The organism is Kluyvera intermedia (genome assembly GCF_034424175.1).
Lineage (GTDB): Bacteria > Pseudomonadota > Gammaproteobacteria > Enterobacterales > Enterobacteriaceae > Kluyvera > Kluyvera intermedia.
In genome coordinates this window covers 3,368,881-3,392,672 of sequence record NZ_CP139986.1, presented here as the reverse complement: position 1 = coordinate 3,392,672, position 23,792 = coordinate 3,368,881, and the positions used below count along the sequence as shown (strand labels likewise).

The window sequence follows — 23,792 nt, the reverse complement described above, 5'->3', positions numbered from 1 at the left end:
CTCGCCCGGGCTACAAACGTGGACTACCGTAGCCCGGCCAAGCGCAGCGCCGCCGGGGTTTACCTCGGACTCCAGGTATACGGTGCCGCTACGCCTAGTGGCATGCCCACGCCCCACCACACCAGCAGCAGAATGCTCCACGCCACGAAGAAGGCGATGGAGTATGGCATCATCATCGATACCAGCGTGCCGATGCCCGCGCCCTTCACGTAGCGCTGGCAGTAGATCACAATCAGCGGGAAGAAGACCATCAATGGAGTAATGATATTGGTGCAGGAGTCGCCAATACGGAATGCGGCTTGCGTCAGTTCAGGAGAGATCCCGACCGCCATCAGCATCGGCACCATAATTGGCGACAGCAGCGCCCATTTAGCCGATGCGGAACCAATCAGCAGATTCACCACCGCCGTCAGCACAATCATGCCGATAATCGTGGCTTGCCCCGGCAGCGCCAGCGCTTTTAAGCCGTCTGCACCCATCAACGCCACCAGCGTCCCAATATTGGAATCGCTAAACGCTTTGATAAACATGGCGCAGAAGAACGCCATCACCATGTATGACCCCATTTTGCTCATGGAATCATTCATCGAGCCAATCACATCTTTGCCGCTCTTAAAGGTGCCGGAGGCGAAGCCGTAAACGATACCCGGTAAGATAAAGATCAGGAAAATTAGCGGCACGATAGATTTCATAATCGGCGCGCTATAAGAGGTCAGCGAACCGTCTGTACCGCGCAGCATCGACCCTTCCGGCCAGGCTGCAACCGCCAGTGCCGCCAGACCCAGCAGCATGACGAATGATGCGCGAGTAAAAGCGCGGCTCTCAAGCGGTGTCACGCTCGACATATCTTCATCATGCTTAAAGTCGCCGTCGATAGTCATCTTGCTCACGCGCGGCTCTACGATGCGCTCGGTCACCCACCAACCCACCAGCGTGATGATGATAGATGAAGCAATGCCAAAGAACAGGTTGCACAGGGTATTGACGGTATAGCTACTATCTAATAACTGTGCGGCGGCCTGGGTAAACCCCTGCAACAGCGCATCGTTGCCGGTTGGCACCATGTTGGCAGCAAAACCACCGGAAACGCCGGAGAAAGCAGCGGCAATACCCACCAGCGGGTGACGTCCGGCAGACATAAAGATAATGGCGCCTAGCGGGATCACCAGCACGTAACCGGCATCAGCCGCCACATGGCTGAACATGGCCACAAAAATCAGCATTGGTGTCAGCAGCTTCTTCGGCGTTACACGCAGCATCTTTTTCAGCGCCACGTTAATAAAGCCGGAGCTTTCCGCCACGCCCACGCCCAGCATTGCGACCAGCACGATCCCGAGTGGGGCAAAGCCGGTAAAGGTGGTAACCATATTCGCCAATGTGTTGGTTAACGCTTCGGCGGAGAGCAGGTTATTAATCTGTACGGCTTCCTGCGTCATCGGGTTGATGACGTCGAAAGTCATCATTGAGAGCACCGCCGAAAGGCCCATCACCGCCAGTAAAAAATAGAAAAAGATCAGCGCCGGTTCAGGCAGGCGGTTGCCCGCTTTTTCAATAGCGTTAAGAAAACCGCTCATCAGGCGGCTCTCACTCACTTCATTCCGTGTCCGTGTGTTGGTACTCATTCGATTTCCTTAATTCCGCACAATTGTTTCATTGTTTGTGTGAATGTTTCTGGGAAATCATAGAGGTAATCACGTAGGGAAACTCTATTTTTGTGGTGGATAAAACTGATGAAAATCGCATTTATTTATTTTTTATTCCGGTTATAAGTTTATAACTGGTTGTTGATTCGGTGTTTCCGATGTCTGGTCATATTTATGGCTGGTGGAAGAGGGTGAGGATGGTCTTCGCATCAAGGGAGAACCAACTGAGGCTGACGGTACGCGTCAGTATGGGGATGTTTAGTGTGATCTGTTGCTCATCCACGGCGAGCACCGATGCATGGTGAAAATGCAGCAATGCAGGATGGTTTGCACTGAAGGCTTTATAGAGACTTTCTTTTGCCGAGAAGGTGAGGGTTAATGCCAGCGCAAAGGCGAGCGGGCCTTTGCGTAACACGGTGAGTTCATCGTCGCAGGCAATCTGTTGCGCCAAAGAATTTGCCAGTTCGTCGTCAAACACGCGTTCAATATCAATCCCTACTGGTGTCTGCGAAACCACGGCCACCGCCGTATGTTCACTGTGGCTGATACTGCCATACAGCCCCGCAGGCCACAGCGGCTGACGCTGTTCACCGATATCGGGCACTGCTTTTTCACCCAACAAACGCAGCGCATGAACGGCAGCAATGCGTCCAGCTAAATGCTCGGTCTGGCGTTTTCTGCCTGCGCGCGCAAGCTTAGCATGATGCGGTAACCACAGCAGATCGCCAGGCGTGAAGGTGTCGGGTTCGAAATCGATGCGTGAAATGATGTTGAGGGTGCTGTAATGGGTAAGCATGCGGCTCCTGAAGATCCCTCTCCCGAGTGGGAGAGGGGGCACTCATCTTATCAGAAGTGGGTGTTAACGCTCATGTACCACGTACGGCCCGGTTCGTTATAGGTGTACGCGCCTGCGCCCGCCATATAGTCGCCGGTTTTGATATCGCTAACGGTTTGGGCATTACCCTCGCGCCACAAACGTTTGTCGAAGACGTTGTCTACGCCGCCGGTCAGGCTGAGGTTCTTGTTTACGTCCCAGGTCGCGCTCAGGCCGAGAATACTGTATGGGCTCGCCACGGTGGCCGATGTGCCGGTAACCGGTTTACCCTGATAATCGTATTTTTTCGGCTCTTGCTTACCGTACCAGGTGAAGGTGGATTGCAGAGAAACGTCCTGACGAACTTGCCAGCTCAGCGTGGAGTTTAGAGTGTACTCAGGAATAATCGACAGACGTTCGCCGGTCTCTTTATTCTTGCTTTGCAGCATGTAGGTGATGTTGTTGGTCCAGTTAACGGTTTCGCTTACCGGAATATTCAACGTCCCTTCCAGACCTTCAACCACCGCTTTAGGGATGTTTTCCCACTGGTAGATATCGGTGTAGGTGGTTGCTTTACCTTTAGTAATGGACGTTCTGCTCAGTGGTGTGGTGCCTGCTTCAATTTTGTTACGGTAATCGTTGCGGAACCATGTCACTCCGGCCAGCCAGCCTTCACGTTTGAACTCCAGACCAATTTCTTTGTTGATACTGGTCTCGGCTTTCAGGTCATCGTTACCCATCATGTAGCAGCCGATACCGGTTGCCGCACCCGTGGCGAAGCATCCCTGGCCTTTACTGTACAAAATGTAATCCGGGTTGGTTTGATACAGGCTTGGTGCTTTGTATGCTCTTGCGATACCCATTTTCAGGGTGAAGTCGTCGCCTAAACCTTGTGACAGGTTCAGTGATGGGCTCCAGTTATCACCGACAATACTGTGGTGATCGAAACGCAACGCTGGCGTTAACATGGTGCTGTCGGTCAGCTCCATATTGTTTTCAGCGAACAGGGAGAAAATCTCTGCCTGGGAATACGGGCTGCGGTCAGTGCTGTCGGAACCCGGAATATTACCGCCCATAAAGGTTTGCGTATTGGAGCTGGAATCCTTCATGCGCTGCTGATTCCACTCGGTACCCAAGGTCAGGTTCTGGTTAACAAACAGATCGAACGGAATGCTGATTTCACTGTGTAGCATCACGTCAGCGAGATCGGTATCGCTAAATTGATTGCTGTTAAACAGACCTTCCAGACCGCCCGCCAGACCTTCTCCCAGACGGGAGTTACGGGTGTGTTCGTACTGCGCCCAGTTGCTGGTGGTGATACCGTTATCCCAGCCGCCGTTCCAGGTCAGTGCATAGTTCTGGCGATACATACGGTTAGTTTCTTTCCCGTAGTATTTTTTCACCAGCCCGTTGGTTTTATTGTCGTTGTTGGTGTTTTGGGTATCGCCCGCGTACAGGTTACCCTGACGGCTGTAGCCCGCTTCGAACTCCAGCGACTGCATTGGCGCGAAGTCCCAACGTACCTGACCGTTAATATCTTTATTCTCAACGCCTTCACGCCCGGCAGGCATGGTGTCGGCGTACGCACCGGTACGCTCAGACTGGTGGCCGTCGTTAATATCCCATGCGTCGGCCTGGGTTTTATCGAGATTACCAAATAGACGGAAGCTGAAATCTCCGCCCAGCGGGCCGTTCAGGCTGAAGTTGGTACGCTTGGTGGAGCCTTCTTCTTTGTGCTCCGGCGCGTTCATGTAGGTGTTCCAGGAGCCGTGCCACTCATCGCCACCTTTTTTGGTGATGATGTTTACCACGCCGCCCGCTGCACCGTTACCGTAACGGGCAGCCGCAGGGCCACGCAGCACTTCAATTCGTTCAATCATTTCTGGCGGAACCCAGCCGGTGTCGCCGCGGGTATCACGCTCGCCGCGCCAGCCCTGACGCACGGAATTGCGGCTGGTGACCGGTTTACCGTCGATGAGAATCAGGGTGTTTTCCGGGCCCATACCGCGGATATCAATCTGGCGATTGTTGCCGCGCTGGCCGCTGGTTGAGTTACCGGTGAGGTTCACGCCCGGCATGGTACGGATGATTTCAGAGATGTCGCGCGCCGGTGGGCGCTTGCGAATTTCGTCTGCGGTAATGGTTGAAACACCCGGAGCCTGTAGGTTCTGCTCGGCGGCGGTGACCACCATCGTTTCCCCGTCAGCGGTTTTGTCGCCAGTGGTCTCTGCGGCAAAAGCCGGTGCCGCGATACCATAAATTCCCAAATTGACCAGGAAGGCCAGGGATTTGATTTTATTATTCATTGTGTGTCCTGCTTTCTGTCGCCGTATGCTGTGTGCGTCCATACCCAAAAGGGCGCTACGGCGTGGTTATATGCCTAAAGCATGAGAAAGTTGCGCGGCATTACGCTATTGCAAATGCAAATAGTTATCAATAATATTATCAATAAATTTTCATGTGTAACAAGAAATTCCACAATAAACATGAGGTTAACGTGGTGGGGAAGTTAGTGACAGGAAGTGACGCATGGTGGGCTACGCTAAAAGGCCCGCAATATGAACAGGTTAACGAGGATTGTAAGGTCACTTTCTGGTGGCGTGACCCCGCGGGAAACGAGACCACATCACCGATTCGTCGGGTGTGGATTTACATTACCGGCGTCACCGACCACCACCACAATTGCGCCCCGCAGACCCTGCAACGAATTCCACACACCGATGCCTGGTGCTGGACAACCACGCTGCCGTCAACCTGGCGTGGCAGCTACTGCTTCGTCCCCTCCGAACGGGAAGACGATTTTGCCCCCGAGATTTTCACCGCCGCCGAGCCGGACCGTATGCAGTTGCGTGAAGGCTGGCGCAAATTGCTGCCGCACGCCGTGGCCGACCCGTTAAATCCGCACAGCTGGAAGGGTGGTCGTGGACATGCGGTCTCCGCTTTCGAACTCCCGCTTGCCCCTGAACAGCCCGGTTGGTCAACGCCCGCAGCCGTCTGGAATGAACCGCAGTGCATCACCTGGCGCAGCGATCGCTTAGGGAATCAGCGCCGGGTATGGATTTTCACCACCGGCGAGCCAAACGACGCCGAGCGACCGCTGGCGGTGCTGCTGGACGGCCAATTCTGGGCCGAAAGCATGCCGGTCTGGCCCGCACTCACAGCACTTACCGATGCCCAAAAACTCCCGTCGGCGGTCTATTTGCTCATTGATGTTATCGACAATGCCCACCGCAGCGATGAACTGCCGTGTAACCCGGATTTTTGGCTTGCGGTACAGCAGGAGTTACTGCCGCAGGTGCAGGCCGTTGCGCCCTTTAGCGACCGCGCCGACCGTACGGTGGTAGCGGGGCAGAGCTTTGGCGGCCTGTCGGCGATGTTCGCCGGGCTGCACTGGCCGTCGCGCTTTGGCTGTGTGTTGAGCCAGTCAGGATCGTACTGGTGGCCGCATCGCGGTGGACGGCAAACCGGTGAGATTCTGGAGAAGCTGCAACGTGGTGAACTCAACCCTCAAGGATTGCGGATTGTGCTGGAAGCCGGTACCCGTGAACCGATTATTTTTCGTGCTAATCAGTCGCTTTTGGCGCAACTGGAACACATGCAGCAGCCGGTTTTCTGGCGTCAGGTTGACGGCGGGCATGATGCGCTTTGCTGGCGCGGCGGACTGACCGCCGGGCTGATAACGCTCTGGGACACCCAGGCCGCAAAGCGGGATTAACGACAGGAGTTTGGTATGCAAGTCAGTAACCCCTTCGACGACACGCAAGGGCAATTTTATCTTCTGCAAAACCCTCAGCAGCAGTTCAGCCTTTGGCCCCAGCAGTGCTCGCTGCCGACGGGCTGGACGGTGGTCTGCGAGCCGCAGCCGCTTGAGGCGTGTAACGACTGGCTGTCGGCTCACTGGAACACACTCGTGCCGGATCATTTTTCGACCCTCGGAGGCCTGGTATGAGCGCTCGTTTACCGCTGATTGCAGCCCAGCCGGGGATCTGGATGGCAGAAGCGCTCTCTACGCTGCCCAACGCCTGGAGCGTGGCGCATTACGTTGAGCTAAAAGGAAATATTGACGGTGACCTGCTGGCGCGCGCTATTGCCACCGGCATGATGCAGGCCGACACATTGCGTATGCGTTTTGCCGAGGATAACGGCGAGGTGTGGCAGTGGGTAGACGAAAGCGCAGTGATTGCCAAACCGCTCCGCCACGACCTGCGCGGAAGAGAAAACCCGCAGCAGGACGCGCTGGCGATGATGCAGGCCGATCTTGCGCAAAACAGCCGCGTCGACAGCGGCAATCCACTGTTTAATCATCAACTTTTCCAGATTGGCGATAACCACTGGTTCTGGTATCAACGTTATCACCACCTGCTGGTTGATGGCTTTAGCTTCCCGGCGATTACCCGCCAGATAAGCCTGATTTATCAGGCCTGGCAGCGCGGCGAAGCGACGCCAGAATCGGCGTTCACGCCGTTTTCCGAGGTGGTGGAGGAATACCAGCGCTATCGCGAAAGCGAAGCCTGCCAGCGCGACAAGACCTTCTGGGCCGAGCTGCGAAAAGCGCTGCCGTCCCCAGCCTCTCTCTCGCCTGCACCGCTGCCGGGGCGCGCGGAAAGCACCGCCATCTGGCGATTAAAACTCACCGCTGACCGCCGTGCGTTTTCCCGCCTGACGGCCTCTCACCCCCAGTGTCAACCTGCCGACCTGGCGCTGGCCTTAGCCGCGCTGTGGCTGGGGCGCCTGTGCGGACGTAGCGACTATGCCGCCGGGTTTATCTTTATGCGCCGGATGGGGTCTGCCGCCCTGACGGCTACCGGCCCGGTGCTCAACGTGCTGCCGCTGGCGGTAACCCTGCGAGGGCAGGAAACGCTGGCTGAATTAGCGACCCGACTCTCCGGGCAGCTCAAAAAAATGCGTCGTCATCAGCGTTATGATGCCGAGCAAATCGTCCGTGATGCAGGAAAAGCTGCGGGTGATGAAGCGTTGTTTGGCCCGGTATTTAACGTCAAGATGTTCGATTATCGCCTCGGTTTCGACGACGTTGACTTTGTTACCCATACGCTGGCAACCGGCCCGGTCAACGATCTCGAACTGGCGCTGTTCCCGGATGAAGACGGTGGATTATCGCTGGAAATTCTGGCCAATCAGCAGCGTTACGATAAAGCGACGTTACAGCAGCATATCGCCCGTTTAACCACACTTTTACAGCAGTTCGCCGACAATTCTGCAGTTCATTGCGCCGATGTTGAGTTGCTGTCAGAGGATGAATATCAGCGTCTGGCGCAGATTAACGCGACCGAAAAAGCGCTGCCGCGAGCGACCTTAAGCTCTTTAGTGGCCGAACAGGCAGCCAAAACGCCGGATGCGGTGGCGCTGGTGGATGCCCACTATCGCTTTACCTACCGTGAAATGCGCCAGCAGGTGGTGGCACTGGCTAACGTGTTGCGCCAGCGTGGCGTTAAGCCGGGTGATAGCGTCGCCGTTGCGTTGCCGCGCTCGGTTTTCCTGACCCTGGCGCTACATGCGATTGTAGAGGCGGGCGCCGCCTGGCTGCCGCTGGACACCGGCTACCCGGACGACCGTTTGCAGATGATGCTACAGGACGCACGTCCTTCGCTTCTCATCACCTCCGACGACCAGTTATCCCGTTTCCCGAACAGAGAAAGCCTGTGCCTGAACGCCCCGCTCGCGGGGGAGGACGACCTGCCGTTAGGGTTAGCACAGCCGGAACAGACGGCTTATATCATCTTCACTTCCGGCTCCACCGGCCGCCCGAAAGGGGTGATGGTGGGTCATGAGGCGATCGTTAACCGCCTGCTGTGGATGCAGGATCATTATCCGCTGACCGAAAATGATGTGGTGGCACAAAAAACCCCGTGCAGCTTTGACGTTTCGGTGTGGGAATTCTGGTGGCCGTTTATGACCGGCGCAAGTCTGGTGATGGCTGCCCCTGAAGCCCACCGCGATCCGCTGGCAATGCAGCGCTTTTTTGCTGAGTACGGCATCACGACAACCCACTTTGTTCCATCAATGCTGGCGGCGTTTGTTGCGTCACTGACGCCAGAAACGGCGGACTGTTGCGGCTCGCTTAAACAGGTTTTCTGTAGTGGTGAAGCGTTGCCGACCGCGCTGTGTCGCGACTGGGAATTGTTGACTCACGTGCCGCTGCATAACCTGTACGGGCCAACTGAAGCCGCTGTCGATGTGAGCTGGTATCCGGCCTACGGCGAAGCGCTGGCGCAAGTGACCGGCAACAGCGTGCCGATTGGGTTCCCGGTATGGAATACCGGGTTGCGCATACTTGATGCGATGATGCGCCCCTTGCCATTTGGCGTGGCGGGGGATCTGTATCTCACCGGCATTCAGTTAGCGCAAGGCTATCTGGGCCGCCCGGATCTTACGGCCAGCCGCTTTATCGCTGACCCGTATAACCCCGGCGCGCGGATGTACCGTACCGGCGATGTGGCGCGCTGGCTGGACAACGGTGCAGTGGAATATTTAGGCCGCAGCGACGATCAGCTAAAAATTCGCGGCCAGCGTATTGAACTGGGTGAAATTAACCGCGTGATGCAAACCCTGCCGGATGTTGAACAAGCGGTGACTCATGCTTGCGTTATTAATCAGGCAGCGGCAACCGGCGGCGATGCACGTCAACTGGTGGGCTACGTGGTGTCTGCGTCGGGCTTACCGCTGGAAACGGAGACGCTGTTGGCGCGTTTGCGCGAACAGTTGCCGCCACACATGGTGCCGGTGGTGCTGTTACAGCTTAGCGCGTTGCCGCTGAGCGCTAACGGCAAGCTGGATCGCAAAGCCTTGCCGCTGCCGTCACTGACGCAGAAAACGGCGGGGCGCGCACCGCAAACGGCTACGGAAGCTGTCGTTGCTGAAGCTTTCAGTCAATTGCTGGGGTGCGATATCCAGGATATCGACGCCGACTTCTTTGCCCTTGGCGGACACTCGCTGCTGGCAATGCGCCTGGCGGCGATACTCGGTCAGCGTACCGGACGTTCGGTGACGCCGGGGCAGGTGATGGTGTCGTCGACCGTCGGTAAACTGAGCGCATTGCTCGACGCCGGTGATGATGAACAGGCGCAGCGTCTGGGTTATGAAGCCCTGTTACCGCTGCGTACCGGCACCGGGCCAACGTTATTCTGCTTCCACCCGGCTTCCGGATTTGCCTGGCAGTTCAGCGTACTGTCGCGCTACCTGTCGCCGCGCTGGTCGATTACCGGTATCCAGTCGCCGCGCCCACACGGGCCAATGCAGACCGCCGCCACGCTGGATGAAGTCTGCGAACATCATCTGGCGCGGCTTCTCCAACAGCAGCCGCACGGGCCGTATTACCTGCTGGGCTATTCGCTAGGCGGTACGCTGGCGCAGGGCATTGCCGCCCGGTTACGTCAGCGTGGTGAAGAGGTGGCGTTCCTCGGTCTGCTCGATACCTGGCCGCCAGAAACCCAAAACTGGGCGGAAAAAGAGGCTAACGGTCTTGATCCGGCGGTTCTTGCAGAGATTGACCGTGAGCGCGAGGCGTTTCTCGCTGCCCAGCAAGGACAGGGTTCAGGTGAGCTGTTTAGCACGATTGAAGGTAACTATGCAGATGCGGTGCGTCTGTTGACCACCGCGCACAGCGCGACGTTTGATGGCAAAGCGACGCTGTTTGTGGCGGAGAAAACGCGCTCAGCGGACCCGCAGGCCGCGTGGGGGCCGTGGGTAGGAGAGCTGGAGGTTTACCGTCAGGATTGTGCGCATGTGGATATCATTACGCCTGCGGCATTTGAGTCGATTGGGCCGGTGATTCACGAGATTCTGGGGTAGGTCTATGATTTTGCTCAATTCATAAAACCACGCTCGGTTTGATCCCCTCGCCCCTTAGGGAAGAGGGTTAGGGGGAGGGGCAATGTGCGCGATGTACCCTCACCCCGGCCCTCTCCCTGAAAGGGAGAGGGAGCAACGCCTGCGGCATTTGAGTCGATTGGGCCGGTGATTCGCGAGATCCTGGGGTAGGTTTATGATTTTGCTCAGTTCATAAAGCTGCGCTCGGTTTGATCCCCTCACCCCTTTGGGGAGAGGGTTAGGGTGAGGGGCAATGTGCGCGATGTACCCTCACCCCGGCCCTCTCCCTGAAAGGGAGAAGGAGCAACGCCTGAGGCATTTGAGTCGATAGGGCCGGTGATTTGTGAGATTCTGGGATAGGTTTATGATTTTGCCCAGTTCATAAAGCCGCGCTAGGTTCGATCCCCTCGCCCCTTAGGGGAGAGGGTTAGGGTGAGGGGCAATGTGCGTGATGTACCCTCACCCCGGCCCTCTCCCTGAAAGGGAGAGGGCGCAACGCCCGCGGCATTTGAGTCGATTGGGCCGGTGATTCGTGAGATTCTGGGGTAGGTTTATGATTTTGCTCAGTTCATAAAACCGCGCTCGGTTCGATCCCCTCGCCCCTTTGGGGAGAGGGTTAGGGTGAGGGGGCAATCTGCGCCGTTGTGCCTGATGGCGCTACGCTTATCATGCCTACATTTGATTTGTAGTGTTTCCTCAGCGCCGCCCCAGCGGCACCACAAGCGGCGTGTGTGCCACCGGGTCTTCGATAATCATGCAGCGCAGCCCGTACACCGCTTCAATAAACTCCGGCGTCACAATCTCCCTTGGCGCGCCTTCTGCGACAATTTTTCCGTCCCGCATTGCAATCAGGTGCGTGGCATACCGGCAGGCCTGATTCAAATCATGCAACACCGCAGCCAGCGTAAAGCCCCGCTCGCGGTTCAGTTCGCTCAGCAGTTCCAGCAGATCGATCTGATGACTGATATCCAACCAGGTGGTTGGCTCATCGAGCAGCATTATCGAGGTATCCTGCGCCAGCACCATGGCAATCCACACTCGCTGACGCTGACCGCCGGAGAGCGTGTCTACGCTCTGGTTCGCCAGATTGACAATGCCGGTCGCCAGCATGGCATTTTGCACCGCGTCTTCATCTTCCTGACGCCAGCGGCTAAACAGCGGCTGATGCGGATAGCGACCGCGTGCCACCAGTTCCTGTACGGAAATATCACCTGGCGTGGTGGCATTTTGCGCCAGCAGACCAATGCGCCGGGCGACTTCTTTACTGGCGTAATGTTGGATCTCTTCACCATCGAGGTACACGTGACCGTGGGTTGGTGTCATCAGGCGACTAAGGGTGCGTAGGAGCGTTGATTTACCGCAGCCATTGGGGCCGATAATCGCCGTGAAATGACCATCCGGGATGGTGACGTTCAGCGACTCGGCAATGATTTTTTTACCGTAGGCGAGGGTTAACTGCTCGCCATGCAAACGGGCTACGGTGTCGGTCATTTTTTGCGAGACTCCTGAATAAGCAACACGATGAGGTAGATACCGCCAAGGCTGACGGTGACCACGCCCACCGGAAGTTGGTATGGCTGGAACAGCTGCTGGGCGCAGAAATCTGCGGCGGCCAGCAGAACTGCGCCGCAAAGAGCGGCCTGAGTCAGGCCCCAGCGGGCGGTGCCGCTCAGGCGGCGGGCAATATGCGGGGCCACCAGCGCAATAAACGAAATCGGCCCTGCCAGCGCGGTGGCGGCAGCGGTGAGCACTACGGCAACCAGCATCAGCAACAGGCGGGAGGATTCGACCCGCACGCCCAGCGCACAGGCGCTGTCATCGCCCATCTCGAGAAGACGCAGACGGCGAACCAACAGTGCGGAACCGACCAATGCCACAACCATTAACGGCGCGGCGGGCCAGATTTTTGCCCAGATCAGGCCGTTGAGCGAGCCGGAAAACCACAGCCCGGCAGAGACAGCGGTCTCAAGTGAGGCGCGCAGCAGCAGCCAGGTGTTGAAGGCCATCAGCATCGCGCGGATGCCGATACCAATAATAATCAGCCGGAAGGTGTCAATGCCGTCGCGCCACGCCAGCGCCCACACCAACAGCGAGGTGACAATCCCCCCGGCCATCGCCGCCAGAGTGATGGTGGTCAGGTTCTGGCCAAAGAAGACCATCGCCACCAGCACGCCGCTCCACGCTCCGGTGTTAAAGCCCATCACGTCCGGGCTGCCCAGTGGGTTACGCATCAGTGACTGGAAAATCGCGCCGCTGACGCCAAGCGCGGCGCCAATCAGCAGTGCCATCATCACGCGCGGCAGACGCCACTCGGTCACCACCATGGTAATAGCGCGCGGGGCATTGCCGAACAACGCCGCGATAATTTGTGAGAATTCCAGGGTGACTGCACCGCTGCGCAGACTGAGCAGCGTTAACAGCGCGCAAGCGGCGACCAGCAGCAGGCAACTGGCGAGTAAGCGGCGGGAGGGCGCGATCATCGGCCACCTCCGCTGCGTTGACGACGCACAAGGAATATCAGCACCGGCGCGCCAATAAACGCGCTGACTACCGACACGCGCAGTTCGCCGGGCACCAGTAAGCGACCGATAATATCGGCGAATAAGAGCAGAGAAGGTGTTGCCAGTAGGGTGACGGGCAGCGACCAGCGGTGATCTGCACCGACCAGCCAGCGGGCAATATGCGGCATCATCAGGCCGATAAAGGCGATAGGCCCAACTACCGACGTCGCGCTGGCGCACAGAATACTAATCACTAGCAGCCCGATGATTTGCGTGCGTGCCACTTTGCTTCCTAATGCAGTCGCGGTGTCGGTACCAAGGCTCAGGCTATTGAGCGAGCGGCTCATCATCAGCGCCACGGCTCCGGCAATCAGCACCGGGATAAGCACCGTTTTGAGGGTTTGCAGCGTGCGGATATCCAGCGACCCGGCCTGCCAGAAGCGTAGCTGATCGTAAACGTCGGGGTTCAGCAGGGCGATACCGTTAGAGAATCCTTCCAGCACGGCAGCGAGCGCCACGCCCGCCAGCGTTAAACGCACCGGGCTAAGCTGTCCTCCGCCCTGGCTGCCGGTAAACGCCACAATCAATGAGGCAACCAATGCGCCACAAAAGGCCATGGCCAGCTGTTCTTGTGGAGAGGAAATTCCCAGAAGCGCGGCGCCGAGTACGATAGCGAAGCTGGCTCCGGCATTCACACCGAGAATACCTGGGTCGGCAAGCGGGTTGCGAGTCAGGGTTTGCATCAACGCCCCGGCAAGACCTAATGCGCCTCCGGCGAGTAATCCAGCCAGGGTTCGTGGCAGACGGGCGTCGAGCACAATGATGCAGTCAGCGCTCTGACAGGTACCGCCGAGGGCATCTATGACAACGGAGACAGGCAGCGGTCGGGCACCGATTAACAAACTGAGCGTGACGGCGAGAAACAGCAGTATCAGTAAACCGGGCAGCGTAACGACACGCAGCACGGAAGTGGAAAACGACATGGTGACATCCCTGATGTGATAATGATAGTGATTATCGTTATCTATCTTATTCGTTTATGTTAGCATGAGCGCCCTTGGAAAGGGTATGAAAATAAGTCACAAGGTCTTGTAATGAACCGACAATCCTGGCTGCTAAATCTGAGCCTACTCAAAACACATCCGGCCTTCCGCGCCGTGTTTATTGCCCGTTTTATCTCCATTCTTTCACTTGGCCTGCTCGGTGTTGCCGTGCCGGTACAAATCCAGATGATGACGCATTCCACCTGGCAGGTGGGGCTGTCGGTGACATTAACCGGTAGCGCGATGTTTATCGGGCTGATGGTCGGCGGTGTGCTGGCCGATCGTTACGAACGCCGCAAGTTGATTCTGTTGGCGCGCGGCACCTGCGGTATTGGGTTTATCGGCCTGTGGTTGAACGCGCTGTTGCCGGAACCGTCGCTGGTGGCGATATATGTGTTGGGTTTATGGGATGGCTTCTTTGCCTCGCTTGGCGTCACGGCGCTGCTGGCAGCGACGCCAGCGCTAGTCGGGCGCGAAAACCTGATGCAAGCCGGAGCGATTACCATGCTGACGGTGCGCCTGGGATCGGTGATTTCGCCTATGGTGGGCGGGCTGCTGTTGGCCTCCGGCGGGGTGTCGTGGAACTACCTGCTGGCGGCGCTCGGGACCTTTATCACGACGTTGACGCTGCTGCGTTTACCGCAATTACCGCCGCCACCGCAGCCGCGTGAGCACCCGCTCGCCTCGCTGGTGGCCGGTTTTCGTTTTCTGCTCAGTAGCCCGCTGATTGGTGGTATTGCGCTGCTGGGCGCGCTAGTCACGATGGCGAGTGCCGTGCGCGTGCTGTATCCGGCACTGGCGCAGGGCTGGCAGATGTCAGCGGCGCAGATTGGCCTGCTGTATGGCGCGATTCCGCTGGGCGCAGCTTTTGGCGCATTGACCAGCGGCAAGCTGGCGCACAACGAGCGTCCGGGCTGGATAATGCTGTTGGCGACGGTCGCTGCGTTTGTGGCGATTGGAATGTTTGCCATGATGCCGCATTGGGCGCTGGGGATGGTGTGTCTGGCGCTGTTTGGCTGGCTGAGCGCTATCAGTTCTCTGCTGCAATATACCCTGATTCAAACCCAGACGCCGGAGGCAATGCTGGGCCGTATTAACGGCCTGTGGACGGCGCAGAACGTGACCGGTGATGCCATTGGCGCGGCGCTGTTAGGCGGGTTGGGCGTGATGCTCACACCGGTAGCCTCGGCGAGCGTCAGCGGCTGGGGGTTAGCGATTGTCGGTGGGATTTTGCTGCTGGTGCTCGGTGAGCTGCGGCGGTTTCGGCGCGAAAACCCGGAGTCGGCGTAAACGCTTTATCCGGGCTACAGCAACTGGCAATCCAAAATCACACGGTAGCCCGGGCGAGCAGAATGCGACCCCGGGAGTGCACAAGTGTTTAACCAAACAGCACCGACAGACGTTCTAACACCCGCGTCGCACTGTAGTAATCCAGGCGGAATGTTTCGGTACCCAGCGCATAAACATGTTTATTTTTCACCGCCGGCAGGTGTGCCAGCAGGGGATTGGCGTAAACCGCATCAACGTCTTTCTGGTCACCGGCAAACAAGAATAGGCTCTCGCCGTTCAACCCGGTTGCCAGGTTTTCGCCGCCAAGCTGGATGATGTCATGGCGTTTGCCCTGACTTTGGCTGGCGTGGAGCCCAGCGGGCAGGGTGGCTTGCGTAAACCCAAGCTGCTGCAAGAATTGCCCCTGCGCGGACTCGCTGGTCCACAGGTTGGCGCTGTGGGCCGCGGCGGTATACACCACGGCGCTAACCGGCTGTGGTGGCAGCTTAATTTGCTGTTTCACCGTTGCCAGCTGTTTATCAAACTCGGCGATACGCGCGGCGGCCTGCTTTTCCTGGCCGGTCATGCCACCAAGCTGAGTCAGCAGCGCCTGCCAGCTTTTATCGTCGTAGTTGACGATAAGCGTTGGGGCGATGGTCGAGAGCTGGTCGTACAGCGCCAGCGCAGAATCACCGCCGGTAGCGCTTATCAAGATCAGATCCGGCATTTGTGCGGCAACCGCTTCGGCGCTCGGTTCGCCGATATACAGCCGGGTGAGTTTACGCGCTTTTGCCACATCGCCCCATTGACGCAAAAATCCCTGGCCGTCGGCGACGCGGTTATTCGGCGTGGTGGCTCCGCTGGCAATCACCGGCGCATCAATCGCCAGCAGGGAGCCGGTGAGGGTGACGCTGGTGGAGACGATGCGGGTTGGTTTTTGTTCCAGCGTATGGACGCCGTGGCTGTCGGTTATCTGTCGCGGCCAGTCAGAGGCATGAGCTGAGGATAATCCCAAAACGCTAAAACAGGCGAACAATGCGACGGTACGCCAAAGTGCAGTGAAGTTCACGAATACGAGTCCTGGTTCGAGTTGGTTAATGCTTCTCATTTTCAACTAATCTTCTGCCTTGATGCAAGTGTTATGCCCACGGAGCTGAAGAACAACGTCGGGCAAATTGCGAGGCTATTAAGCACAAGATGCTGCTTCGTCCTGTTGACATACGGAGCGTTTACTTTTAGGTTACCGAACCAAAATATAAATGATAATTATTCGTAATATCTTTATCGTTTTTGGAGGATGATATGGAAACGTCAGTGGCAGCCCAAACGCAAGAACAGCAGCACCAGACCCTGGTCCCGGCGGACAGCTTTTTCTTTATGTCGCCATTTCGCAGTTTTACCACCTCGGGCTGCTTTACGCGCTTGACCTGTTCTGCCGAAGGGGGCGATGCGCCAGACAGCGCCTTCCAGAAAGAGCTGGCCTCCGCTTTTGCGGCGGCAAAAGCGGCCGGAATCGAAAACCCGGTGATGGTCGGGGCGATCCCATTCGATACCCGTCAGCCTTCCGCGCTGTTTATTCCTGAGCGTTGCGAGACGTTCTCACGTCCCGCGAAACAGAAGTCATCACGCTATAACGCTTCGCGTGAGCCGATGAAGGTAACTGAACGTCAGGAAATCCCGGAGCACCCCGTTTTCCTCGATATGGTTGCCAAAGCCGCTACGCTTACGGCAACGCCGCAGGTCGACAAAGTGGTGCTCTCGCGGTTGATTGATATTAAAGCTACGCAAAATCTGGACAGCGGTGCGCTGCTGGAGCGCTTAATCGCGCAAAATCCAGCAAGCTTTAACTTCCACGTCCCGCTGCCAGACGGCGGTGTGCTGCTGGGCGCTAGCCCCGAACTGCTGCTGCGCAAAGAGGGTGACCACTATAGCTCTCTGCCGCTTGCGGGTTCCGCTCGCCGTCAGCCGGACGACGTCCTCGATCGCGAAGCGGGTAACCGCCTGTTGGCATCGGAAAAAGACCGTCACGAGCACGAACTAGTGACCCAGTCGATGAAAAAAACGCTGGCTCCACGCAGCCTCCAGTTGACGCTACCCAATACCCCGCAATTGATTACCACGCCAACCCTCTGGCACCTTGCGACGCCGATTGAAGGTCAGGCCAAGCCTTGTGAAAACGCGCTGACGCTGGCCTGTCTGCTGCACCCGACGCCGGCGTTGAGCGGCTTCCCTCATCAGGTTGCTAAACAGGTGATTGCCGAGCTGGAACCGTTCGAGCGTGATCTGTTCGGCGGCATTGTCGGCTGGTGCGACGCCGAAGGTAACGGTGAGTGGGTGGTGACTATCCGCTGTGCGCGAGTGAAGGACAACGGCGTGCGTCTGTTTGCTGGCGCAGGGATTGTTCCCGCGTCATCGCCTGAGTCTGAGTGGCGCGAAACCGGCGTCAAACTTTCTACCATGCTGAATGTTTTCGGCCTGCATTAAGGAACCCCAATGACCGTGGAATTTACCCGCTGGCCGGACGCGCTGGCGGCGCGCTATCGTGAAAAAGGCTACTGGCAGGATCTGCTGTTGACCGACATGCTGACCCGTCACGCGGACAGTGATGCGATAGCGGTAATTGATGGCGAACGCCAGATAAGCTATCGCCAGCTTAACCAGTCTGTTGATAACCTTGCCGCCGCCTTGCAGCGTCAGGGGCTCAAGCGCGGCGAAACCGCGCTGGTACAGCTGGGCAACATTGCTGAATTTTATATGACGCTGTTTGCGCTGCTGAAAATCGGTGTGGCACCGGTGAACGCGCTGTTCAGCCATCAGCGTAGTGAGCTGAATGCCTACGCTGAGCAGATTGCGCCGGTCGCGCTGATTGCCGACCGTTCGCATGCGCTGTTTGGCGATGACGCATTCCTCAATACTTTCTGCGAACAGCACCGCTCGGTGCGCGTGGTATTGCTGCGCCATGGCTCGGGAGAGCACGCGCTGGAAGCGGCGATTGAGCGCCCTGCGGGCGACTTTATCGCCACGCCGACCGCCGCCGATGAGGTGGCTTTCTTCCAGCTTTCCGGCGGCAGTACCGGCACACCGAAGCTGATTCCCCGCACCCACAACGATTATTACTACAGTATTCGCCGCAGTAATGAGATTTGCCGCTTTGATGCGCAGACGCGTTATCTGTGTGCGATCCCGTCGGCGCACAACTACGCCATGAGTTCACCGGGCGCGCTGGGGGTATTCCTCGCCGAAGGTACGGTGGTGCTGGCGGCGGATCCAAGCCCAACGCTGTGCTTCCCGCTGATTGAAAAACATCAGGTTAACGTTGCGGCGCTGGTGCCACCTGCTGTCAGTCTGTGGCTACAGGCGATTGGAGAATGGGGCAGCAACGCGCAGCTCCGTTCGCTAACGCTGTTACAGGTTGGCGGTGCGCGTTTGTCGGCGACCCTGGCGGCGCGCATTCCTGCCGAGATTGGCTGCCAGCTACAGCAGGTATTTGGGATGGCAGAAGGGCTGGTGAACTACACCCGTCTGGATGATTCTGAGGCGAAAATCCTCAATACCCAGGGCTATCCGATGTGCCCGGACGATGAAGTGTGGGTGGCGGATGCCGACGGTAACCCGCTGCCGCGCGGTGAGGTGGGTCGCCTGATGACCCGTGGCCCGTACACTTTCCGTGGCTACTACAAAAGCCCGCAGCACAATGCCAGCGCTTTTGATGCCGACGGTTTTTACTGCTCCGGCGATCTGATCGCCATCGACCAGGACGGCTACATCACCGTCGAAGGGCGCGAGAAAGATCAGATCAACCGCGGCGGCGAGAAGATTGCTGCTGAAGAAATTGAAAACCTGCTGCTGCGCCATGAGGCGGTTATCTACGCGGCGCTGGTCAGTATGGAAGACAGCCTGCTGGGTGAAAAAAGCTGCGCTTATCTGGTGGTTAAAGAACCGCTGCGCGCCGTGCAGGTGCGTCGCTTCCTGCGTGAGCAGGGGGTGGCTGAATTTAAACTGCCTGACCGCGTCGAGTGTGTGGATGAACTGCCGCTGACCCACGTCGGTAAAGTCGATAAAAAACAATTACGTCAGTGGCTGGCAAGCCGCTCGCAGGGCTGAAGGAGACAATATTATGGCGATTCCAAAATTACAGGGCTACGCGCTGCCAACCGCGCTGGATCTTCCAGAGAACAAGGTGAACTGGGCATTTGAACCGGCGCGCGCAGCGCTGCTGATTCACGATATGCAGGAATATTTCCTCAACTTCTGGGGCGATGACAGCGAGATGATGGAGAAGGTGGTGGCAAATATCGCCGCCCTTCGTGATTTCTGCAAAAAGAACGGTATTCCCGTTTTTTACACCGCCCAGCCGAAAGAGCAGAGCGATGAAGACCGTGCACTGTTGAACGATATGTGGGGGCCGGGGTTGACCCGCTCGCCGGAGCAACAGCAGGTGATTGCCGCGCTGGCCCCGGATGAAGACGACACCGTGCTGGTGAAATGGCGCTATAGCGCGTTTCATCGTTCGCCGCTTGAGGAGATGCTTAAAGAGAACGGGCGCAACCAGTTAATCATCACCGGCGTGTATGCACACATTGGCTGTATGACCACGGCTACCGACGCGTTTATGCGCGATATCAAGCCGTTCTTTGTCGCCGATGCGCTGGCGGATTTCAGCCGTGATGAACATTTGATGTCGCTGAAATACGTGGCCGGGCGCAGCGGTCGCGTGGTGATGACCGATGAACTGCTGCCGTCGGTTCCCGTGAGCAAAGAAGCGCTGCGCGCGCTGGTGTTGCCGCTGCTGGATGAATCTGACGAGCCGTTTGACGATGATAACCTGATTGATTACGGCCTGGATTCGGTACGGATGATGGCGCTGGCAGCCCGCTGGCGTAAAGTGCACGGCGATATTGATTTCGTGATGCTGGCGAAAAATCCGAGCATTGATGCCTGGTGGGCGCTGCTGTCCCGTGAGGTGAAATAATGGCCGGGTTTGATTTTAGCGGTCAGACCGTATGGGTAACCGGCGCGGGGAAAGGGATTGGCTACAGCACCGCGCTGGCATTTGTTGAGGCGGGGGCGAAAGTCACCGGCTTCGATCTGGCGTTCGGCGGTGAAGATTATCCGTTTGCCACCGAAGTTGTCGACGTGGCCGATGCGCAGCAGGTGGCGCAAGTGTGTGAGCGCCTGCTGGCGAAAACCGAACGGCTGGACGTGCTGGTCAATGCGGCGGGGATTTTGCGCATGGGGGCAACCGATGCGTTAAGCCAGGCCGACTGGCAGCAGACCTTTGCGGTCAACGTCGGCGGAGCGTTTAATCTGTTCCAGCAGACGATGGCGCAGTTTCGTCGTCAGCAGGGCGGGGCGATCGTCACTGTCGCTTCTGATGCGGCGCACACGCCGCGTATCGGCATGAGCGCTTACGGCGCGTCGAAGGCGGCGTTGAAAAGCCTGGCGTTGACCGTTGGGCTGGAATTGGCAAGCTATGGGGTACGCTGCAATATTGTGTCACCGGGCTCGACCGATACCGATATGCAGCGCGTGCTGTGGGTCAGCGATGATGCTGAACAGCAGCGCATTCGCGGTTTTGCCGAGCAGTTTAAGCTGGGCATTCCACTGGGTAAAATCGCCCGTCCGCAAGAGATCGCCAATACGATTTTGTTCCTGGCCTCTGATTGTGCCAGCCACATCACGTTGCAGGATATCGTGGTGGACGGCGGCTCAACGTTAGGAGCGTAAGATGATCTGGAAACGTCATTTGACGCTTGATGAACTGAATGCGACCAGCGATAACACCATGGTCGCGCATCTGGGCATTGTCTACACCCATATCGGCGATGATAGCCTGGAAGCGGTGATGCCAGTGGATAGCCGGACCCATCAGCCGTTTGGTTTGCTGCACGGCGGGGCATCGGCGGCGCTGGCAGAAACGTTAGGCTCGATGGCCGGTTTTCTGATGACCCGCGACGGGCAGTGCGTGGTGGGGACGGAGCTGAACGCTACGCACCATCGCCCGGTGTCGCAGGGGCAGGTGCGGGCGGTGTGCCAGCCGCTGCATACAGGGCGTCAAAGCCAGAGTTGGGAGATAGTGGTGTTTGACGAACAGGGGCGACGCTGTTGTACCTGCCGGTTAGGGACGGCGGTGCTCGGTTAAGCATTGTGCCCGTTCCCGGCGGCGCTGCGCTTGGCCGGGCTACAAATATGCACACATTCGTTCGAACGGTTTGCAAATATGCACACATTCGTTCGTACGGTTTACAAATATGCACGCATGTAGCCCGGCCAAGCGCAGCGCCGCCGGGAAGTTTGCCGCCCCACATCCCTGCATTCATCGCAATTTCTCTCCTCATCCCTCATCTGTTTTACTGACTTAAGTGATCCCCTTAACACTGTGATGTAAAAGTCAGGTTCTCTTCCTGTTCATATCCGTTTCTAAGATGTTAAATCAGAGGTGTTGCTATGGACACAAAATGTAACATCCTCTGCTACTGATACGGACAATAACTATGAACAATTCAGGGAAATACCTTATATGGGCATTGCTCTCCATTGTCGGAGCGTTTGCCCTGGGCTATATCGCCCTTAACCGTGGTGAACAGATAAATGCGCTGTGGATCGTCGTGGCGGCGGTTTGCGTTTATCTCATCGCGTACCGTTTTTATGGTCTCTATATCGCGAAAAAGGTCTTGCAGGTTGACCCGACGCGTATGACACCCGCCGTGCGTCATAACGATGGCCTCGACTACGTACCCACCGACAAAAAAGTGCTGTTCGGTCACCACTTTGCGGCCATTGCCGGGGCTGGCCCGCTGGTGGGACCGGTGCTGGCGGCACAAATGGGCTATCTGCCGGGGATGATTTGGCTGCTGGCAGGCGTGGTGCTTGCCGGGGCGGTGCAGGACTTTATGGTGCTGTTTGTCTCCACGCGTCGTGATGGTCGCTCTTTGGGCGAACTGGTTCGTGAAGAGATGGGCCCTACTGCAGGAGTGATTGCGCTGGTTGCCACCTTTATGATCATGGTGATCATTCTGGCGGTACTGGCGATGATTGTAGTAAAAGCGTTGACCCACAGCCCGTGGGGCACCTACACCGTGGCCTTCACCATCCCGCTGGCGCTGTTTATGGGGATTTATATTCGCTATCTGCGTCCGGGACGTATCGGCGAAGTGTCGGTTATCGGCCTTGTGATGCTGGTATTTGCTATCATCTCCGGTGGTTGGGTAGCAGAGAGTGTGACCTGGGCTCCATGGTTTGACTATACCGGTGTACAGCTGACCTGGATGCTGGTGGGCTATGGCTTTGTGGCCTCGGTACTGCCGGTGTGGCTGCTGTTGGCGCCACGCGACTACCTCTCTACCTTCCTGAAAATCGGCACCATCGTCGGCCTGGCGATTGGTATTCTGATTATGCGTCCAACCCTGACCATGCCCGCGCTGACGAAATTTATCGATGGCACCGGCCCGGTATGGACTGGCGATCTCTTCCCGTTCCTGTTTATCACCATCGCCTGTGGCGCGGTATCTGGCTTCCACGCGCTGATTGCTTCTGGCACTACGCCGAAGATGCTGGCGAACGAAGGCCAGGCCTGCTTTATCGGCTACGGTGGGATGTTGATGGAATCCTTTGTCGCCATCATGGCGCTGGTTTCTGCGTGTATCATTGACCCAGGTGTCTACTTTGCGATGAACAGCCCGATGGCGATGCTGGCGCCAGCCGGTACCGTTGACGTGGTGGCGTCTGCCGCGCAGGTGGTCAGCAGTTGGGGCTTTGCGGTCACACCGGATCTGCTGCATCAAATCGCCAATGAGGTGGGCGAGCAGTCGATTATCTCACGAGCGGGCGGTGCGCCAACGCTTGCAGTGGGGATGGCCTACATCTTGCACGGTGCGCTGGGCGGCTTGATGGATGTGGCTTTCTGGTATCACTTTGCCATTTTGTTTGAAGCGCTGTTTATTCTGACGGCGGTCGATGCCGGGACCCGTGCGGCACGCTTTATGCTGCAAGATCTGCTGGGCGTTATCAGCCCAGGGCTTAAACGTACCGACTCGCTGCCCGCGAACCTGTTAGCGACGGCGCTGTGCGTGCTGGCCTGGGGTTACTTCCTGCATCAAGGGGTGGTTGACCCGCTGGGCGGCATTAACACGCTGTGGCCGCTGTTCGGTATTGCTAACCAGATGCTGGCCGGTATGGCGCTGATGCTTTGTGCGGTGGTACTGTTCAAGATGAAACGTCAGCGTTATGCGTGGGTGGCACTGGTGCCAACCTCCTGGTTGCTGGTGTGTACGCTGGTTGCCGGTTGGCAGAAATCGTTCAGCGAAGATACCCGCGTGGGCTTCCTGGCGATTGCCAACAAGTTCCAGGCGATGATCGACAGCGGAAATATCCCGCCGCAGTACACCGAATCTCAGCTTTCGCAGCTGGTGTTTAACAACCGTCTGGATGCTGGCCTGACTATCTTCTTTATGGTGGTGGTTGTGGTGTTGGCAGTGTTCTCCATCAAAACCGCGCTGGCGGCGTTGAAGGAAGATAAACCGACGGCGAAAGAAACCCCGTATGAGCCGATGCCGGCGGATGCGGAAAGTCTGGTGACTCAGGCGAAACGCGCGCATTAATGCGCGTGCTTTCCCGGCGGCGCTGCGCTTGGCCGGGCTACCCTCAGGCGAAACGCGCGCTTTTTCCCGGCGGTGCTGCGCTTGGCCGGGTTACC

General features: G+C 57.5%; 17 protein-coding genes. 10 read left to right on the top strand and 7 right to left on the bottom strand.

Features of this window, described 5'->3' with window-relative positions; genetic code table 11:
- Positions 1–59: 59 nt before the first annotated feature.
- The 3 genes from U0026_RS16395 to U0026_RS16385 all read right to left on the bottom strand — a co-directional run bounded on the left by U0026_RS16395 (position 60) and on the right by U0026_RS16385 (position 4,763).
- Entirely contained in the window at positions 60–1,622 is a 1,563-nt protein-coding gene (locus U0026_RS16395; RefSeq protein WP_062775257.1) for an AbgT family transporter, read from the bottom strand.
- A 193-nt stretch (positions 1,623–1,815) separates the two neighbouring features.
- Positions 1,816–2,439, bottom strand: a complete 624-nt coding sequence (entD, locus tag U0026_RS16390) for an enterobactin synthase subunit EntD (protein ID WP_062775256.1) — start codon at positions 2,437–2,439, stop codon at positions 1,816–1,818.
- A 50-nt stretch (positions 2,440–2,489) separates the two neighbouring features.
- A complete protein-coding gene (locus U0026_RS16385; protein WP_062775254.1) occupies positions 2,490–4,763 on the bottom strand; it encodes a TonB-dependent siderophore receptor in 2,274 nt (757 codons plus the stop codon).
- A gap of 152 nt (positions 4,764–4,915) precedes the next feature.
- Here U0026_RS16385 and fes point away from each other — a divergent pair, with 152 nt between their 5' ends.
- The 3 genes from fes to entF are packed head-to-tail and all read left to right on the top strand — an operon-like array spanning position 4,916 to position 10,266.
- Positions 4,916–6,172, top strand: a complete 1,257-nt coding sequence (gene fes, locus U0026_RS16380; RefSeq protein ID WP_062775253.1) for an enterochelin esterase — start codon at positions 4,916–4,918, stop codon at positions 6,170–6,172.
- Positions 6,173–6,187: 15 nt separating this feature from the next.
- On the top strand, positions 6,188–6,406 hold the full coding sequence (locus U0026_RS16375; RefSeq protein WP_062775251.1) for an MbtH family protein: 219 nt from the start codon (positions 6,188–6,190) through the stop codon (positions 6,404–6,406).
- On the top strand, positions 6,403–10,266 hold the full coding sequence (entF, locus tag U0026_RS16370; RefSeq protein WP_062775250.1) for an enterobactin non-ribosomal peptide synthetase EntF: 3,864 nt from the start codon (positions 6,403–6,405) through the stop codon (positions 10,264–10,266). Before U0026_RS16375 ends, entF begins: the two co-directional genes overlap by 4 nt.
- A 714-nt stretch (positions 10,267–10,980) precedes the next feature.
- On the opposite strand, the gene fepC is transcribed toward entF, so the two are convergent.
- From fepC to fepD, 3 genes are read right to left on the bottom strand one after another with little or no spacing between them, the layout of a single operon-like run.
- On the bottom strand, positions 10,981–11,775 hold the full coding sequence (gene fepC, locus U0026_RS16365) for an iron-enterobactin ABC transporter ATP-binding protein (RefSeq protein WP_062775248.1): 795 nt from the start codon (positions 11,773–11,775) through the stop codon (positions 10,981–10,983).
- Positions 11,772–12,764: an iron-enterobactin ABC transporter permease gene (fepG, locus tag U0026_RS16360; protein WP_062775247.1), complete on the bottom strand. Its 993-nt coding sequence runs from the start codon at positions 12,762–12,764 to the stop codon at positions 11,772–11,774. Before fepG ends, fepC begins: the two co-directional genes overlap by 4 nt.
- Positions 12,761–13,768: a Fe(3+)-siderophore ABC transporter permease gene (gene fepD / locus U0026_RS16355; protein ID WP_062775246.1), complete on the bottom strand. Its 1,008-nt coding sequence runs from the start codon at positions 13,766–13,768 to the stop codon at positions 12,761–12,763. Before fepD ends, fepG begins: the two co-directional genes overlap by 4 nt.
- A 111-nt stretch (positions 13,769–13,879) precedes the next feature.
- Between fepD and entS the strand changes: the two genes are divergently transcribed.
- Positions 13,880–15,118 carry an enterobactin transporter EntS gene (gene entS, locus U0026_RS16350; RefSeq protein WP_062775244.1) on the top strand — a complete coding sequence of 413 codons (1,239 nt, stop codon included), beginning with the start codon at positions 13,880–13,882 and terminating at the stop codon, positions 15,116–15,118.
- 88 nt (positions 15,119–15,206) lie between these two features.
- Here entS and fepB read toward each other — a convergent pair whose 3' ends face one another.
- On the bottom strand, positions 15,207–16,166 hold the full coding sequence (fepB, locus tag U0026_RS16345; protein WP_062775242.1) for a Fe2+-enterobactin ABC transporter substrate-binding protein: 960 nt from the start codon (positions 16,164–16,166) through the stop codon (positions 15,207–15,209).
- Between the two features lie 233 nt (positions 16,167–16,399).
- Between fepB and entC the strand changes: the two genes are divergently transcribed.
- The 6 genes from entC (at position 16,400) to cstA (ending at position 23,697) form a co-directional block, all read left to right on the top strand.
- Positions 16,400–17,581 (top strand): isochorismate synthase EntC, encoded by a 1,182-nt coding sequence (gene entC, locus U0026_RS16340; RefSeq protein ID WP_062775240.1) that lies wholly within the window; start codon positions 16,400–16,402, stop codon positions 17,579–17,581.
- A gap of 9 nt (positions 17,582–17,590) precedes the next feature.
- Positions 17,591–19,201 carry a (2,3-dihydroxybenzoyl)adenylate synthase EntE gene (entE, locus tag U0026_RS16335; protein ID WP_062775239.1) on the top strand — a complete coding sequence of 537 codons (1,611 nt, stop codon included), beginning with the start codon at positions 17,591–17,593 and terminating at the stop codon, positions 19,199–19,201.
- A gap of 13 nt (positions 19,202–19,214) precedes the next feature.
- Complete coding sequence (locus U0026_RS16330; protein ID WP_062775237.1) at positions 19,215–20,069, top strand: isochorismatase; 855 nt, start codon at positions 19,215–19,217, stop codon at positions 20,067–20,069.
- Entirely contained in the window at positions 20,069–20,824 is a 756-nt protein-coding gene (gene entA, locus U0026_RS16325; RefSeq protein ID WP_062775235.1) for a 2,3-dihydro-2,3-dihydroxybenzoate dehydrogenase EntA, read from the top strand. Before U0026_RS16330 ends, entA begins: the two co-directional genes overlap by 1 nt.
- A gap of 1 nt (position 20,825) precedes the next feature.
- Positions 20,826–21,239, top strand: a complete 414-nt coding sequence (gene entH / locus U0026_RS16320; protein ID WP_062775234.1) for a proofreading thioesterase EntH — start codon at positions 20,826–20,828, stop codon at positions 21,237–21,239.
- 352 nt (positions 21,240–21,591) lie between these two features.
- Positions 21,592–23,697 (top strand): pyruvate/proton symporter CstA, encoded by a 2,106-nt coding sequence (gene cstA / locus U0026_RS16315; RefSeq protein ID WP_062775233.1) that lies wholly within the window; start codon positions 21,592–21,594, stop codon positions 23,695–23,697.
- The last annotated feature ends 95 nt before the right edge of the window (positions 23,698–23,792 follow it).